The 16,215-nt window shown below is 69.0% G+C and carries 12 protein-coding genes; 8 read left to right on the top strand and 4 right to left on the bottom strand.

Going from position 1 to position 16,215, the window contains the following annotated elements; genetic code table 11:
• Positions 1–49 precede the first annotated feature (49 nt).
• From ACWIGI_RS35095 to ACWIGI_RS35120, 6 genes are all read left to right on the top strand, one after another.
• Positions 50–910 carry a TIGR03619 family F420-dependent LLM class oxidoreductase gene (locus tag ACWIGI_RS35095; RefSeq protein ID WP_454207739.1) on the top strand — a complete coding sequence of 287 codons (861 nt, stop codon included), beginning with the start codon at positions 50–52 and terminating at the stop codon, positions 908–910.
• A 133-nt stretch (positions 911–1,043) separates the two neighbouring features.
• Entirely contained in the window at positions 1,044–1,505 is a 462-nt protein-coding gene (locus ACWIGI_RS35100) for a MarR family winged helix-turn-helix transcriptional regulator (RefSeq protein WP_454207741.1), read from the top strand.
• Positions 1,506–1,785: 280 nt separating this feature from the next.
• The gene (locus tag ACWIGI_RS35105; RefSeq protein WP_454207743.1) at positions 1,786–3,108 is read left to right on the top strand and encodes a lipase family protein; all 1,323 of its coding nucleotides are present in this window, start codon (positions 1,786–1,788) and stop codon (positions 3,106–3,108) included.
• A gap of 204 nt (positions 3,109–3,312) precedes the next feature.
• Entirely contained in the window at positions 3,313–3,600 is a 288-nt protein-coding gene (locus ACWIGI_RS35110) for a hypothetical protein (RefSeq protein WP_454207745.1), read from the top strand.
• A gap of 103 nt (positions 3,601–3,703) precedes the next feature.
• Positions 3,704–4,096 (top strand): PPOX class F420-dependent oxidoreductase, encoded by a 393-nt coding sequence (locus ACWIGI_RS35115; protein ID WP_454207746.1) that lies wholly within the window; start codon positions 3,704–3,706, stop codon positions 4,094–4,096.
• Between the two features lie 399 nt (positions 4,097–4,495).
• Positions 4,496–10,684, top strand: coding sequence for an amino acid adenylation domain-containing protein (locus ACWIGI_RS35120; RefSeq protein ID WP_454207747.1), 6,189 nt, complete (start codon positions 4,496–4,498; stop codon positions 10,682–10,684).
• An 86-nt stretch (positions 10,685–10,770) separates the two neighbouring features.
• Here the strand turns inward: ACWIGI_RS35120 and ACWIGI_RS35125 are convergent, their stop codons facing one another.
• Complete coding sequence (locus ACWIGI_RS35125; protein WP_454207749.1) at positions 10,771–11,460, bottom strand: hypothetical protein; 690 nt, start codon at positions 11,458–11,460, stop codon at positions 10,771–10,773.
• Positions 11,461–11,800: 340 nt separating this feature from the next.
• Between ACWIGI_RS35125 and ACWIGI_RS35130 the strand changes: the two genes are divergently transcribed.
• The gene (locus ACWIGI_RS35130) at positions 11,801–12,799 is read left to right on the top strand and encodes a nucleotidyl transferase AbiEii/AbiGii toxin family protein (RefSeq protein WP_454207751.1); all 999 of its coding nucleotides are present in this window, start codon (positions 11,801–11,803) and stop codon (positions 12,797–12,799) included.
• A gap of 11 nt (positions 12,800–12,810) precedes the next feature.
• Here ACWIGI_RS35130 and ACWIGI_RS35135 read toward each other — a convergent pair whose 3' ends face one another.
• The 3 genes from ACWIGI_RS35135 to ACWIGI_RS35145 form a co-directional block, all read right to left on the bottom strand.
• Positions 12,811–13,539, bottom strand: coding sequence for a hypothetical protein (locus ACWIGI_RS35135; protein WP_454207753.1), 729 nt, complete (start codon positions 13,537–13,539; stop codon positions 12,811–12,813).
• A 234-nt stretch (positions 13,540–13,773) separates the two neighbouring features.
• Entirely contained in the window at positions 13,774–14,133 is a 360-nt protein-coding gene (locus ACWIGI_RS35140) for a DUF732 domain-containing protein (RefSeq protein WP_454207755.1), read from the bottom strand.
• 210 nt (positions 14,134–14,343) lie between these two features.
• Entirely contained in the window at positions 14,344–14,862 is a 519-nt protein-coding gene (locus ACWIGI_RS35145; RefSeq protein WP_454207757.1) for an Ltp family lipoprotein, read from the bottom strand.
• A gap of 259 nt (positions 14,863–15,121) precedes the next feature.
• Between ACWIGI_RS35145 and ACWIGI_RS35150 the strand changes: the two genes are divergently transcribed.
• Entirely contained in the window at positions 15,122–16,201 is a 1,080-nt protein-coding gene (locus ACWIGI_RS35150) for a hypothetical protein (protein ID WP_454207759.1), read from the top strand.
• Positions 16,202–16,215: the final 14 nt, after the last annotated feature.

The following is a 16,215-nucleotide window of genomic DNA, read 5'->3' on the forward strand; positions in this document are numbered from 1 at the left end:
GGGCGCCGTCGATCCGTCGACGGCGCCCCCGTTCGAGAAAAGACTAACGATGCGGTACTACATCAGCACCGGCTTCCTGGCGACCCGGGAGATTCCCGAGATCGCCCGCGCCGCCGACGCTCTCGGCTATGACGGGATGGGCCTGCCCGATCACGTCGTGAACCTCGCCGAGCTGGAGACGCCCTACCCCTACACCCGCAGCGGCAAGCGCCGCTGGGATCCCTTCGCGGACTGGCCCGATCCCTGGGTGCTGATCGGCGCCCTGGCCCAGGTCACCACTCGCCTGCGCTTCGTCACCACCGTGTACATCCCCGCGATGCGCGAACCCTACGCCGCGGCCAAGTCGATCGGCACCGCCGCGGTGCTGGCGGACGGGCGGGTCGAACTCGGTATCGGAGTCGGCTGGTGCCGCGAGGAATTCGAGCTCCTGGGCAGGCCCTTCGACCGCCGCGGCGCGCGCACCGAAGAACAGATCGAACTCATGCGCCGCCTGTGGGAGCCGGGCTGGACCGAATTCGACGGCGAGTTCTTCCGCACTCCCCGGCTCGCCATGAGCCCGCCCGCGCCGGCGATCCCGGTGCTGGTCGGCGGTCTCACCGACATCGCGCTGGCCCGCGCGGCACGCTACGACGGCTGGATCGGCGATCTCACCACCACCGACAAGGCCGTCGCCATCGCGGCGAAGCTGCGCGCGCTCCGCACCGCGGCGGGTCTGTCGATGGACGATTTCACCGTCATGGCCCCGCTGACCGACGCGCTGACCATCGAGGACTACGCCCGCGCCGAAGCCGGCGGCATCACCCACATCCTGACCATGCCGTGGATGTTCTACACCGGCCCGGACGCGACGACCGCGCAGAAGATCGCCGATATGGAACGCTTCCGCCATGACCTGAAACTCGACCGATAGCGCTGCAGCCCGGGCGGTCTCACCGTCCGGGCCGCGCAGTCCGAGCGCACGGGGCGCCCGCCCGGGACGACCGGCGGTACAGTGGGCGGGCAATCGGCCGGGCCGGTCGATCCGGTTCGCGGGACGGAGCCAGGTGACCACTCCCATCGGGGCGCTCGAATTCGAGGCGATGCTGCTCGGTCGCTACAGCCTCGTCACGCGGCGCGTCGCCGGGCAGCTGGACCGCAGCGCCTACGTGCTGCTGCACCGGCTCAGCGGTAGCGGGCCGATGTCCATCGGCCAGCTCAGCGACGCCCTGGGCCTGGACGTGTCCACGCTCAACCGTCAGACCTCCGCGATGGTGAAGACCGGTCTCCTCGAACGCATTCCCGACCCCGACGGCGGTATCGCCCGCAAGTTCCGCTGCACCGGTGCGGGTCTGGCGAAGATGGAGGTCGAGCGGACTTCGCGCGTGCATCACCTCGGCGCCATCCTGGCCGACTGGCCCGAGCACGAGGTCGCCGCACTCGTGGACCACCTCGCCCGGTTCAACTCCGCCCTCGAGCAGTACGACGCGCGGATGCGACCCCGCCAGCACGGGAACCCGGCACCCTAGGACAGCGCGTCGCGCGGGTGCCCGCGTGTGTGCCGTACCTCGCGATTGCGGGGGGAGTGCTGTGGCTCACCTCGAGCTATAGTAACTTCGTTACCGGTAACTGAGTTACCAGCAACACAACTGTGCGCGGCCCGTGCGAAACACACCGGGTTGTCGTCGAGCCGGCGTGCCCACCCGCACCCCTCGGCCGCGCAGGCCTCGTCCCGGCAGCGGACACCACGAGTACCGCCTGCCGGCCTGCGCCACAGCTGTTCCGATCTTGCAGAGAAAGACGACGACGATGTCAGTCGAAAAAACAGCGCGGCGCCGCGCGGTTCGGCGCCTGATGGCGATGACCGCGGCGATGTGCGTGGGAGCCGGGCTCGTGAGCGCGGTGGCCGCCCCGGCGCAGGCCGCGCCCGCCGAGGACTTCTATCTCCCGCCCGCGCAGTTCGATACCGCCGCCGGAGCGGTGATCAAGACCGCTGATCTGCCGGTTTACCTGGCGCAGCCCGGGGGAGACGGACAGTGGCCCCTCGCCGCCAAGACCGTCATGTACACCACCCGCACCCAGGACAACGCTCCCATCGCGGTCACGGGCACCTACATCGAGGCCACCCAGCCCTGGCAGGGGAAGGGCCCGCGCCCGACAGTGGTCATCGCCCCGGGCACCACCGGACAGGGCGATCAGTGCGCGCTGTCCAAGGCGTTCACCCTCGGCATGTACCTGGCCATCACCCCGCCGACGCTGTCCGCGAACCAGGAAGCGCTGTCGGCGATGGCGTGGAACCACCTGGGCGCGCGGGTCTTCGTGCCCGACTACATCGGCATGGGCACCCCCGGGGTGCACACCTACGCCAACCGCATCGAAGAGGCCCACGCGGTCCTGGACGCCGCCCGCGCGGCGAACACGCTCGCCGGCACCGGCTCGGACACCCCGATCGCGTTCTGGGGTTACTCCCAGGGCGGCGGCGCGACCGCCGCGGCCGCGGAGATGCACCCGACCTACGCCCCCGAGCTGAACCTCAAGGGCACCTGGGCGGGCGCGCCGACCGCGGACCTGTCCGAGATTCTCGGCGAGATCGAGGGCGCCCTGATCGGCGGCGCGATCGGCTTCGCGCTCAACGGCTTCATGGCCCGCTACCCCGATCTGAAGCCGGTTCTGGACGCGCGCACCACCGATGAGGGCAAGGCCCTGCTGTCGACGCTGGAGAACGAGTGCATCGCCGATGTGATCATGCGGCATCCGTTCCTGCGCACCACCGGTCTGACGGTCGATCAGCGACCGCTCACCGAGCACCTGCGTGAGATCCCCGAGGTGTCCACGATTCTGGCCCAGCAGCGCATCGGCACCCTGACCCCGCGCAGCCCGGTCCTGATCACCAGCGGCATCAACGACGACACCGTCCCGTACGCGCAGACCCGCACACTCGCGGACAACTGGTGCGGCGCGGGGGCGACGGTGACCTTCCGCACCAACCATCTGCCCCCGATCCTGCCGAAAGCCACCCTGCCCAACCACTTCGGGCCGGAGCTGATCGACGGGTTCGGCACCAACAACGCGATCAACTACCTGCTCGATCGCCTGAATGACGTTCCCCTGCAAGGCTGCACGATCGACTGAACGTCTCGGATCACCGCCGCCACGAGGGGTCGACGGTGACCCGGTAGTACACCTCCGCGCAGTGAAATCGGCGGCGAACCCACCTCGGGTTCGCCGCCGATTCGCATCGTGTGCATCATTGCGCGACCGTGAATGCTGCGCCGCGAGCCCGGTTCCGGTATGAACTGAGCTGCGAACGCACCTTCGGACAGGAGACGAGGACCCATGCAGGAGAACCCAACCCCGGTGTCGGAACTGTCCGAGATCGACGCGAGCGCGGCCATAGCCCTGGTGCGGTCCAAGGCGCCCGAGACCCGGTTCGGCCGGTTCACCGCCCGCCGTCCCGACAACGGTAAGTACGTGCAGGTCAACAGAATCGACGCCAACGGCACTGTGCTGTCCGGCGGCTGGACCTTCCTGGTCGACACCGCCAAGCAGGTCGTCGTGCGCACCGCGGTGAACCCGGAGAGCTTCGACACCAGAGCCGCGGTCCGGCAGGGCACCGTCTGCTGATCGGCACTCACCGCCGGCTTCGCGCGCCGACGGAGCGATCGGGACATGAAGACGAGCGTTTCAACCATCCACCCCGGCCTTCGGGACACGTAGGTTCGCAACCATGACCGAACTTCCCGAGAACCTGCGGAACATGCTGGACGGCAAGAACTTCGCGGTCGTCGCCACCCTGAACGAGGACGGCTCACCCCAGACGTCGGTGGTCTGGGTGGACCGCGAGGACGACGCCCTGGTGTTCACGACCACCGACCGGCGCCGCAAGGGTCGCAACCTCGCCCGCGATCCCCGGATCAGCGTGACCGTCATCGACTCCCTCGACCCCTATCGCGCCATCGACGTCGCGGGTACCGCCGAGCTGGTGCCCGACCCGGACAAGGAACTGCCGGCGCGGTTGTCCCGCAAGTACATGGGAGAACTGCCGCCGCCGGAGTCCGCGGAGGTGCGGCGGGTGATCGTGCGGGTGGTGCCGGAGCGGATCACCGTCCACGGTGTCTGACCGATAGCTCGCGCCCACGCGGCGGACCGGCGGTGTCGTCCGGGCCGGGGGACCGCCGGTTGCGCCCGGGACCGATTCGGGCGGAGTAGACGCGCGCCGAACATTCAGACCGTATCGCTATCACCGCAGGCCGAAGCGCGGTCTCGATCCCTTTGGGGCGGTGTTGATTTGCCGTGCATCAACCAGCCGCACCCACGGGCTTGCAATGGATCACGATCGATAACATGATGTCCCGACACAGTCAGAAGTGTCGATGCTGGGCCACGCCGTCGGGGGCGGGGAACCCCGTGGATTCGGGCGCGAGTGTCGCGCGAATCCGGCGGTCTTTTCTCGGGTGGGAATCCACCACGATGTCTGCTGTCTGAATTCAGCGAACAGCATGCTCACGACAGGATCTCTATGCGCGACAACCGCTTGCCGGCGACACCTCGGGCGGAGCGGAGGCGTCGCGACGGCGAACTGCGGGGGCGCGGCGTGGTGTCGCTGCTCGGCGCCGCCGTCACCCAGCATCCGGACGGGCTCGCGCTGGTCGGGACGGACCGCTCGCTGACCTACCGGGAGCTGGACGAGGAGTCCAACCGGCTCGGCCGCACGCTGTGCGCGCTCGGCGCGGGACCCGAGGACCGTGTGGCGATCGTGCTGCCCCGCTCGGTGGATTCGGTCGTATCGACCTGGGCGATCACCAAGTCCGGCGCCGCGTTCGTACCCGTGGACCCGGCCTACCCGCGGGCGCGGGTCGACTACCTGCTCGCAGACAGCGGCTGCGCGTTCGGCATCACCCTGGCCCGGTACCTCGAGGAGTTGCCCGCCCACATCCACTGGCTCGTGCTCGACGACCCGCGGGTGACGGCCGAGCTGAACGCGGAATCGGCGCGGCCGATCTCGTACGCGGACCGGCGCGCGCAGCCACGCCCGGCGAACCTGGCCTACCTCATCTACACCTCCGGTTCCACGGGCCGCCCCAAGGGCGTCGGCGTGACCCACGCCGGGGTGCCCGCGCTGACCGCGGATCTGCGTACCTCGCTATCGGTCCATCGGAACGCGCGCGTGCTGCACTTCGCCTCCCCGAGTTTCGACGCCTCGATCCTGGAACTGCTGCTCGCCGTCGGCTCCTGCGCCACCCTGGTCGTCGCTCCGCAGACCATCCTCGGTGGCGGTGAGCTGGCGGACTTCCTGCACCGGCACCGCATCACCCACGCCTTCCTCACCCCGTCGGTCCTGGCAAGCCTCGACGCCCGCGAGCTGGAGGCGCTGACCACGATCGCTGTGGGCGGCGAACCCTGCCCGCCGGCGCTGGTGCGGCGCTGGAACTCCCCGCGCCGCCGATTCCACAACATCTACGGACCCACCGAATCCACGATCGCCGCCAGCCTGACCGGCCCGCTGCGCGCGGCCGACCCCGTTCCCATCGGCCGTCCCGTGGACGGTGTGCACCACCGAATCCTGGACACCCAGCTGCGCCCGGTCGCGCCCGGCGGCGTGGGGGAGCTGTACGTGAGCGGACCGGCGGTGGCCCGGGGATATCCCGGTCACCCGGAACCGACCGCGACGCGCTTCGTGCCCGACGTCCTGGGCCCGCCCGGCGCACGCATGTACCGAACCGGAGACCTGGTGCGGGCCAACCGCGACGGCGAGCTGGAATACCGCGGCCGCGGCGACCACCAGGTCAAGATCCGCGGGCACCGCATCGAACTGGGCGAGATCGACGCGACGCTCACCCGCATGCCGGGCGTCGTGGACGCGGTCACGGTGGACCGGACCACCTCGACCGGCAGCGTCGAACTCGTCGCGTTCGTGCGCACCGAGCGCACGCCCGCGCACACGGTAGTCGCCGAGCTGCGCGCCGCGCTGGCCGCGGAACTGCCGTCCTTCATGCAGCCCAACTCGATTCGCGTGCTGGCCGAGTTCCCGATCACGCCGTCGGGCAAGGTCGATCGGGCCGCCCTCGCCGCCCACACCGCCAGGTCCGCACCGATCGCGGGCGCGAGCGGGGTGGGCGAGGACCTGGTGCGCGAGGTGTTCGCCCGGGTGCTGGGAACCCGGGATCTCGACGGCGACAGCGACTTCTTCGCCTCCGGCGGGAACTCGCTGCTGGCGACCCAGGCCGCGGCCCGTCTGAGCGAGATCTGGAACCTGCGGATTCCACCGCAGCTGCTGTTCGAGTACCGCACCGCGATCCTGTTGACCGCCGCGATTCGCACCAGGCACTTCGATACCGCGCGCCCGCCGCTGCTGTCCGGGGTGCGTCCGGAGCGGATCCCGTTGTCGGCGAACCAGCTTCGCTTCTGGTTGCGCAATCAGTTCGACACCTCGGCCGCGGTGGACAACATCGGCTTCGCGCTGCGCCTGGACGGCGTCGACGAACCGAGCCTGACCCGCGCCCTGCTCGACGTGGTCACCCGGCACGAGGCGCTGCGCACCCGCTACCCCGCCGACGACCAGGGCCCGCACCAGCACATCGAACCCCCGGAGGCCCTGCTCGACCGTTTCGGGGTGCAGGACCTCGCGGACGCCGACCTGCCCGCCCGGGTCCGCGAGCTGCTCTGGCAGGGCTTCGACGTGACCGCCGAGGTGCCGCTGCGCGTTCGACTGTTGCGCACGCCGACCGAGAACGTGCTGGTGTGCGCGCTGCACCACATCTGCGCGGACGGCTCGTCCATGGCGCCGCTGGCACGCGACCTGGCCGATGCCTACGGCGCGCGGCTGGGTGGTGTCGCGCCCGCCTGGCAGGCGTTGTCGGTGCAGTACGCCGACTACGCGCTGTGGCAACGCGAACTACTCGGCTCGCTCGAGGACCCGGATTCGCTACTGTCGCAACAGCTTCGATACTGGCGCACCGAGCTCGACGGCCTGCCCGATCAACTCGACCTGCCCGCGGACCGGCGACGTCCCAGCGTGGCCTCGCTACGCGGAGCCACGGTGGACCGCACGCTGCCCGCACACACGCACACCGAGCTGCTGGACCTGGCCAACGCCCGGCAGGCGAGCCTGTTCATGGTGATGCGCACGGCGCTGGCGGTGCTGCTGGCCCGGCTGTCGGGCACCTCGGACATCGCGATCGGCGTCCCGATGACCGTGCGGTCCGAACCCGCCCTCGACGGGGTCGCGGGCATGTTCGTGAACACGACGGTGTCGCGGACCAGCGTGGATCTCGACGAGAGCTTCATCGATCTGCTCGCCCGCACCAGAACCCGCGACCTGGCCAACTTCGCGCATTCGGAAGTGCCGTTCGAGCTCGTCGTCGACGCCGTCGACCCGGTCCGATCGCCCGGGCGGCATCCGCTGTACCAGGTCGGTTTCGCGTTCCAGAACTTCACGCAGGCCGCGCTGTCCATGCCCGGCGCCACGACCTCGATGCTGGACGTCGCGGCCGAGACCGTGAAGTCCGACCTGCACATCGGTGTCATCGACACCCGCGGCGAGGACGGTTCACCCGGTCTCATCGGGATCCGGTTCGGTTACAGCACAGATCTTTTCGACAAGTCCACCGTCGAGCGCTTCCTGGACGGCTATCTCCGGCTGCTGCGATCGATCCTGGAGGACCCGCGGCGCCGGGTCGGGGATCTCGAACTCGTGCGCGAGGACGACGCCGAGCTGTCGAGCCACGGCGCGGAGCGGGAACTCGACGTGCACACCCTGTCCGGAGTAGTGGCGCGGCACGCTGCCCGGCGGCCGGACGACATCGCCATGACGTGCGCGGGCGAGTCGATCACCTACCGGGAGCTGTCCGAGCGGATCGCCCGCCTCGCGCGCTGGCTGATCGCGGAGCGCGCGGTGGGCCCGGAGTCGATCGTCGCGCTCGCCATGCACCGCTCGATCGACCAGGTGGTCGCCATGCACGCGGTCGTCGAGGCCGGCGCCGCGTGGGTGCCCATCGACCCCGAACACCCCGCCGATCGCATCGGATACGTGCTGGAATCGGCGCAACCGAGCTGCGTATTGTCCACCACCGCAGACGATTTCACCCTGGTCGAGGCGCACCTGATCGACACCCTCGACCTGAGCGCCTACCCCGGCGACCCGGTGTCCGACGACGAACGAGCCGGGCCGCTGCGGCCCGATCACGCCGCCTACGTCATGTACACCTCGGGCTCGACGGGCCGCCCCAAGGGCGTGGTGATCACCCACGCCGCGATCGCGAATCAGGTGGCGTGGATGTGCCGGCGCTATGCGATCGGTGTGCGAGATGTGTACCTGCACAAGACCGCCGCCACCTTCGACGTCTCGCTGTGGGGCTACTTCGTGCCGCTGTGGGCCGGCGCCCGGCTGGTGCTGGCCCGGCCCGGCGAACATCGCGACCCCGACGCGATCTGCCGTGCCATCGAGACGCACGCGGTGACCCTCACCGACGTCGTGCCCGCCATGGCCGCCCTGATCGCCCAGCATCGGACACCCGCGGCGCTGCGATCACTGCGCGCGCTGTTCGTCATCGGCGAGGCCCTGCCGCCGGAGACCGTGCAGACCTTCGCCCGGATCTGCTCGGCGGAGGTGCACAACCTGTACGGGCCGACCGAAGCGGCGGTCAGCATCACCGAACATCATGTGCGGGAACGGGATCTGGACGAACCGCGACTGTCCATCGGGGTGCCCGCGTGGAATTCGCAGTGCCGGGTGCTCGACGCGCGCCTGCGCCCGGTCCCGCGCGGTGTCGTCGGCGAGCTGTTCCTGTCCGGCGTCCAGCTCGCGCGCGGTTATCGCGGCGCGCCGGGCCTGACCGCGGGCCGGTTCGTCGCCGACCCCTACGGACCGCCCGGGTCACGCGCCTACCGCAGTGGCGATCTGGCGCGGCTGCGGTCCGACGGCGAGCTCGATTTCCTCGGGCGCACCGACCTGCAGATCAAGGTGCGCGGGCACCGCATCGAGCTGGGGGAGATCGAGTCGGCGCTGCTCGCCGACCCGGCGATCGCGCAGGCCGCGGTGACGGCCCAGCGTGCGGGTGGCGACGTCCGTCTGCTCGGTTACGTGGTTCCGGCGCCGGGCGCGGACGTGGATCCGAAGGCGTTGCGGCGCAGTCTCTCCGACGTGCTGCCGGGGTACATGCTGCCCGCGGTGATCTCGGTGCTCGCGGTGTTCCCCACCAATTCCAGTGGCAAGGTGGACCGAGCAGCGCTGCCGGTGCCCACCGTCGAGGACCTGTCCGAGTCGGACTCGCCCGCCCCCGAGACCCCCGTGGAGATCGCGATCGCGGAGGTCTTCGCGCAGGTGCTGGGTCTGGAGCGGGTCGGGGTCACCGACAGCTTCTTCGATCTGGGCGGTTCGTCGCTGGGGGTTTTCGATGTGCATCGCCACCTCTCGGCCCGCTTGGACCTGGACGTGCCGATGCGGGCGATCCTGAGCGCGCCCACGGTCGCGGGACTCGCGGCATACCTCACGAGCCCGCCCGCGCCCGAGGTCGCCGCCACGCCCGCGGCCGACGCCGTGCTCGAACCCGGGATCTCGCCGGCCGGGTGCCTGCCACCGAACCCGGGACCGGCCGCGGAGATCCTGCTGACCGGTGCCACCGGATTCCTGGGCGCGCACCTGCTCGACGAGCTCCTGCGCCGCACCGAGGCCCGGGTGTGGTGTGTGGTGCGCGCCGGCTCCGAAGCCGAAGCCCGCCAACGGGTCATGGCCTCGCTCGAGCAGTTCGGCCTGCGCACAGACGGCATCTCCGACCGGCTGCGCATCCTCTGCGGGGATCTGTCCCTACCTGAATTCGGCATGGCGGCAGGCGGTTTCGCGTTCCTGACCGAGCGGATCGACGTGATCTTCCACAACGGCGCCCGCGTCAATCACGTCGATCCCTACGAGCGCCTGCGGGCGGCGAACGTGGAGGGCACCCGGACGGTGCTGCGCCTGGCCACCACCGGTCGCGCCAAGCCCGTGCACTTCGTGTCCACCCTCGGCGCCGCGATACCGTCCGGACCCCGGCCCGACGTGGTCGCCGAGTCCGACCGCATCACCGCCGATCAACTACAGGACAACGGCTACCTGGTCTCGAAGTGGGTGGGGGAGGAGCTGATTCGCCAGGCGGGCGAGCGCGGCCTGCCGGTGACCATTCTGCGCCCCGGCACCGTCAGCGCGCACACCGTGCACGCGATCAGCAATCCACAGGATGGGTTCTGGACCATGATCGGCGCCGCGGCCACCCTGGGCCTGGCGCCGGACGTGGGCGAGGCGACGATCTCCCTCGTCCCGGTCGACTACGTGGCGCGCGCGATCGTCGCGATCGGCACGGGCCCGCACCGGGACACCGTCTATCACCTGGTGAACCACGTGCCCACGCCCGTCTCGGCGGTGCTGGACGGCCTGCGTGCGCGCGGCGTGGACGTCCGCACGGCGCCCCTGGACGAGGTCCTGCACGAACTCGAACGACAGGCGGCGGAGTCGACCACCGACCGCGATGTCCTGGCCCGCGCCGCCCTGCTGTCACCCACCTATGCCGGCCTGGCCGCCCATGCCCGCTGGTCCGACGTGAACACCCGTGCGGCGCTTGCTGATTCGGAGATCGAGTGCCCGGTCATCGACCGGATCGTGCTGGACCGCTATCTGAGTCGGCTGCCGGTGGCCGTGCGCGGCGGCGAGGAGCAGCGACTGGCCCCGGTGTAGCGCGTCAGAACCGCCGGTCGTCCAGCTGGCGGGCGATGAAAACCGCGGCCGACGGGGCGATAGCCCGCCGCCGCAGTCCACTGTGGCTATCGCGGTGGGTCGTCGCCCGGACGGGTGATGCGTAGACGGCTGACAGCGTCGAGCCACGCGTCCTCGGGTGACAGCGGTTCGCTGCCGGGAGGACAGATCGGCTCCGGGCGAGTTCCGAACAAGTAGTCGCGGAAGGCTCGCAGGTACTCGTCGAGTTCATGCCGGCCGGTGAACCTGGTTTCGGTCGGATCGAACCATTCGTCCGGTGTCGGCCGCCACCAGATCATGAAGTCGAGTGCTTCGCGCACCAGGGTCCCGTAGGTCGGATCCGCGGCGCAGGCGTGGCGCAGCACCCTGGCGGACTCGCGCATTCCGCGGCTGTTCTCTGCGTGGTGCATGTCCATCAGCGGCCACAGCAGGCCCTCGATATGCGGGATTTCGCCCCACCATGTGGTTTTCGTGCGCGGATTCGCGTTGGCCGGCACTCCGTGGTGAGACGCGGTGACAGGGGCCGGATAGTCGCGGGGCGTTCCCCGTCGGTCGATGGTGTGCCTCGGCCCGATCCCGAGGTTCACGGGCGGATACCAGACTCCGCGCCACACTGAAACGCCGAGATAGCGGGGATTCGCCGGTAGCTGATCGGCGAGCGAGACGTCGACGGTAATTCGCTGCACGGGTGGCAGCATTCTGCCGGGGAATAGTTCGGCGACCATCGACAAGCAATCCCGCACGTCGAAGCCGGTCACACCGACACCCCGCCGGAACCGGGCGTCAACCCGCTCGTGCGGGTCGAATTCGATCCAGAACCGCCGCGCCGTGGCCATCCGCGACTCCTCCCGCCGGCCCTGCTACCGAACGCCGATCCGATAGTCCCAGAGCTGATCAGCGTCCACCAACTCGACCACGGCCACGCTATTGCCGGGAGTCGGACCATGTAGCGCAACAAGGCGTTTGGCTGACACCGGCGACCCGCTTCTGCCGCGATAGCCAACGGTGGCCGTTCCGACGCCGTGCGAGCCTGGTCGGCACAGCGGGTGAGCATCACGTCCGGCCGTTGTGTCGGACCGCTGTTCTACCGTCGGCGTCGTGCAGGATTCACCGAGATTCCGTGCCGCACACCGCGCGGCCCTGGATCACACGCTCGCCTTGATCGCCGAATCCTCCTGGGGACGTAGCCTGGTGCTGCGCGGCAGCATGACCATGGCTGCGTGGGTCGGTGAAACCGCCAGGCCCCCTGCGGATCTGGACTGGATTCTGCCGGAAGCCGAAGGCTGTGCCGCGCCCGACCCGGGTGACCCGTACCCCTGGGTCGACGACCTGTCCTGGGTGCAGCACTGGCCCGAAGCCGCCTTCGGCGCGGTGACCAACGAGATGTGGGAGGACGAGCAGTTCGAGACCTTCGGCCTGCGCCCGATCCTGCCGCCGGAGGGCCTGCACTGGGTCGATCCCGACGACTGCTTCGAAACCTACACCTGGACACCACTTCTCGACGACCTCGCGGAAACGATTCGTGAACGTCCGACCGCCCCGGCGGGTGTGATCCTCGACGGCGACCAGATCGACGGCGACCCGACCGGCACCCTCGACTACTACGACACACCCGGCGTCCGCGTCGTGGTGCCGTGGCACACCGCCGGCCCCGACCCGATGGCCGGCGCGGTCCAACTGGATTTCGCGGCGGGCCAGTCCCTGCCCGACGCCCCGGTCTGGACGCTGGTGCCCCGCGGCGACGGCGGCACCCCGATTCCCTGTGCCACGGCCAGCCGTGAAGCGTCACTGGCCTGGAAACTGTTGTGGCTCTACACCGAATCCAGTCAGCCCCGCAGCTACGGAGCCATCCCTGACGGCGGGCAGGGCAAGGACCTCTACGACGCCGTCCTGCTGGCCGAATCTCCCCGCACCCACCTGACCCTGCCCCTGCTGCGCAAGGTCCTCGGCGACACGGCCCCCGATTTCGAGAACGACGACATCCTCGCCTGGGTGGTGAACTGGGAGTCCTTCCAGCACAACCACCCTCACGTGACTGGCTCGCTGCGCGAATGGCTCGAACGCCTGGCCCGCGCGCTTACTCCACTTCGACCCTGAGCACCTTCGGGTCAGTCGCGGAGCCGGATGATCGCGAATCGGCCGTCGAGCCGGCATTCGAGGGTGTTCGGGGCATAGACCTCCAACGACACCGGCGGGGTGAGGCGGTGCAGGTCGATCACCTGCGCGTCGTCGTCGAGGTCCGCCAATGCGGCCTGCTGGGCCGGCGACAGTCCGGTGCGCAGGTCACGCCAGGCCTGCGGTTCGAGGCCGGGATCGCGAAAGCTCCACGGGTGCAACACCGAATCCCATTCTTGCTCGGTCTGCGAGGTGGCAAGCACGTCCGCGATACGCTCCCACCAGTTCATCAGCGAGGTCGCCAAGTACGCGTAGGCGTCGTCATAGTCCGTCGAGCAGGCCAGGATCGGTCCCCACACACCGGTGTCGCGATCGACATCGAGGTAGTAGAAGTCGCCGTTGCAAGGATCGTGCACCTCGAGTGAGGTCCGCACCGAACCGACTTCCAGCGGACCGTCGCAGGACCACCAGTCCAGCCGCGGCCAGGGCTCTTCGGACAGCTCGGCCGGAATGGAGACGTAGTCGGCGCCGGGTCCGAACCCCTGTCCATTCACCCAGATGGCGCCGACCTGTCCGAGCAATGTGCGTTCCGGCTCGGGCAGGCGTACCGGGAAGGCGTCGAGTTCCGCCTCGGTGAATCCGCGGAACAAGGTAACCAGGTCCGGTCGCTCGGCCGCCAGCGATCGCAGCTTGGCGACGAGTTCGGTTACGGCAGCGGTCATCGATATATCCCCCACTCGTTTCGGTGCGTCTCCCGCACTCACCCCATGAAACTATGCCGGTCCATTTGGTTTTCGGCGGATGGTGTCCCGGCCGGCCGGCCGGTTCCGGCCCTGAGCACCCTCGGTTCAGCAGTTGAGCCGGAATACCGCGAATCTGCCGTCATGTCGGCCCTCGAGGGTGTTCGGGGCAGGACTTCCCAGGGCGCCGGCGGGATGGTCCGCTGTGTCCCGGCTTCAGCCGGGGCAGTAGGCGGTCTCGGCGGCATTCACGAAGGCCAGCGCCGTGCCGAAATCGTCTGCCCCGTCGCTCAAGTAGGCAGCCAGACCGTTCTTCGAGATGCCCTCCGAGAGCAGATCGCAGACGGCATGACCACCTTCGGCAATACCCTGGAAATCCGAGATGAGTTCGGGAAGTGCCGTAATGCCCTCCCGCTGGATGAGCAGGAACCCGAAATGCGCATCCTGGAGCGGGCCGTAGTTGTGCGGGCCCGCGATCGGCTGAAGTTCTGCCGACGGCAATGCCGAGGCGGGGGCGGCGAGCAGAACAGTGGCGGCCGCGGCAACGAGCCCGGTGGCGACCTTCGAGTAGAGCAAGACAATTCCAATCATTCGGATAACTGCGCGACCCAGTGATCGCCACCAAGATCGTAAATGAGGTCGCCGAACCCCGCCGGAGGCAGCTCTCCGGTCTCGATCGCCTCGTTGCGAGTTGCGGAGGTCGGGGGAATGAACCGCGAGCACTGCGACGGCCCTGCGCCGCAGTGCTCGCTTCTTGCCAATGGGATTTACCGACGAAACAGATTGTCAGTAGGCGGCATTGGCTCCGTACTCGGCCTGCGCGCGCGTAAAGCCTTCGTACACCAGCTGATCGATCAGTCCGGACCGAGAGAACGAGGTGTATTCGAGGTACTGCTTGGCACTCTTGGCCGCCTGCTCGTTCCAGTCGACGTCCAGGCTGTCCACTGCGAACGTAGCGTCCGCAGTGGAGAATTCTTCGTACTCGAGCTGGTCGATCAGACCGCTGCGGGAGAAGGCGGAGAAGTCGAGATACTGCTGGGCGGACTGGATGGCGTTGCGCTGGCCGGAGGTGAGATCCTGCTTGGCCGGGGAGAATCCGATCGCGAGTGCCGATGAGGGCGCCGCGATATCCGGCCGGGCGGCGTCGGCCGCAGCCGCGGCGCTGTTCCACGCGGGCGCCACCAGGGCGAGAGCCAGCACCGGTGCGCCGACCAGCCACACCCGCTTCTTCAACTTCTTCGGCGCGGCCGAGGAGTAGCTGGGCTGTGAGGTGGAATTTGGTTCGACGCGGGTGGGTGTGTTCACGAGTGTCCATTCGTCAGGTTGATGGGTGGAGCATCATGCAGTCGTGCCATCTGCTGACGTCGAAGCATTGTTAGCTGGTTAGGTGCGGTGAGTGCCAGTTAGGCACGGGATGTCGGTCGGGTGGCAGCCCATGTCCGCTGAGCCACTGCGGAGCCGTGTCGGCCACGGAGTCCGCGCACCGACAGGTCGCGACCGCCTGGTTTGTCGGGCCGGTATGGCAGGGTCTCCCACATACGTTGAGCGAATCGGGGAGTTCGGAATGACGGTGGGTTGGGACGCGGCGCGTGTGGTCGATCTCGCGCGGCAACTACGGGGTGCGGAAACCGGTGGCTGGCGAGCGGAGCCGCTACGGCGACTCGTGGAGGGGCTCGGATGGCAGTGGCAGGAGACCGCCGACGGGGTGCAGTTGATCGGGGGAGTGGGTCCGGACAACCTGCCGCAGTGGGCGCCTCGGCTGCGGCGAGTGGACCGCTTCGAGAAGGACTTCGTGCACGACGGCGAGGACTACGTGGGTTTGTACGTGCCCATCGCCGTCCCGGAAGATGGAGCGGCGGGAAAGGCCGCCGCGTTCCGTGCGGCGGGTGAGGCGCTGACCCGAGAGTTCGGCACGGCTCCCATCATGGGCGTCTACGGCGGGCTCGGTCCGTTCTACGACTCGGCTCCGCGGTGGGGCAGCCCTTTCCGCCGCTGGCGTCAGCAAGCGGACACCCTCGAATTGCGCGCCGGCGAGCACGGTCCCGAGTTGCTGCTGCAGCCGACCGATCCGGCGGAGAACTGGTTCTGGCGGCAGGGACACGGCGAGAACTACGCCGTCAGTGGCTTCTTCGGCTCCAACCTGGATCCCGCCAATGCGGGCCTGGGCTTCCCCGGAGGCTGGCGCACCGACGATTGGGATGTCTTCCGCCACACCCTCACCGACTTCCTCTGGAATCTCCCCGCTGAAACCCACGCGCTCGACATCGAACTGGACTTCGGCTTCCACGCCCTGGTGCCCGGAACCCTGGGGCCCATAGTCCTCCACATCGCGTGCGGCGACCGTCTCGAGGTCGCGTACGACACCGAGGATCTCGGCGCGGACATCCCCGACCCCGTCGCCCTCGGCTGGATTCCGGAGTCCACCCGGCCCGCTGCGCTCGAGCACTGGACCGAATCGCTTTATCACTCCGGCGATTTCGGCATCGGCGAGGTCAACGGTCCCGAACTGGCTCGGATGATGGTCGACACCCTGCGCGGCCTGGGCGTCGCGTCCCCGCACGACCTCAGCCTGAGCGACCACGCGCAGTCGGTGGCCGGCTATCGCGTCGACTACTACGGCCTGACTCTGGAGGAGAACCCTTAACCAGGGTTCGCACT

It is taken from the genome of Nocardia sp. NPDC055321, assembly GCF_053645575.1.

Excerpts from the sequence above, each read along its gene's own strand:
- ACWIGI_RS35095 (WP_454207739.1), top strand. The coding sequence starts at position 50 with ATGCGGTACTACATCAGCACCGGCTTCCTGGCGACCCGGGAGATTCCC.
- ACWIGI_RS35105 (WP_454207743.1), top strand. The coding sequence starts at position 1,786 with ATGTCAGTCGAAAAAACAGCGCGGCGCCGCGCGGTTCGGCGCCTGATG.
- ACWIGI_RS35110 (WP_454207745.1), top strand. The coding sequence starts at position 3,313 with ATGCAGGAGAACCCAACCCCGGTGTCGGAACTGTCCGAGATCGACGCG.
- ACWIGI_RS35115 (WP_454207746.1), top strand. The coding sequence starts at position 3,704 with ATGACCGAACTTCCCGAGAACCTGCGGAACATGCTGGACGGCAAGAAC.
- ACWIGI_RS35120 (WP_454207747.1), top strand. The coding sequence starts at position 4,496 with ATGCGCGACAACCGCTTGCCGGCGACACCTCGGGCGGAGCGGAGGCGT.
- ACWIGI_RS35135 (WP_454207753.1), bottom strand. The coding sequence starts at position 13,539 with ATGACCGCTGCCGTAACCGAACTCGTCGCCAAGCTGCGATCGCTGGCG.
- ACWIGI_RS35150 (WP_454207759.1), top strand. The coding sequence starts at position 15,122 with ATGACGGTGGGTTGGGACGCGGCGCGTGTGGTCGATCTCGCGCGGCAA.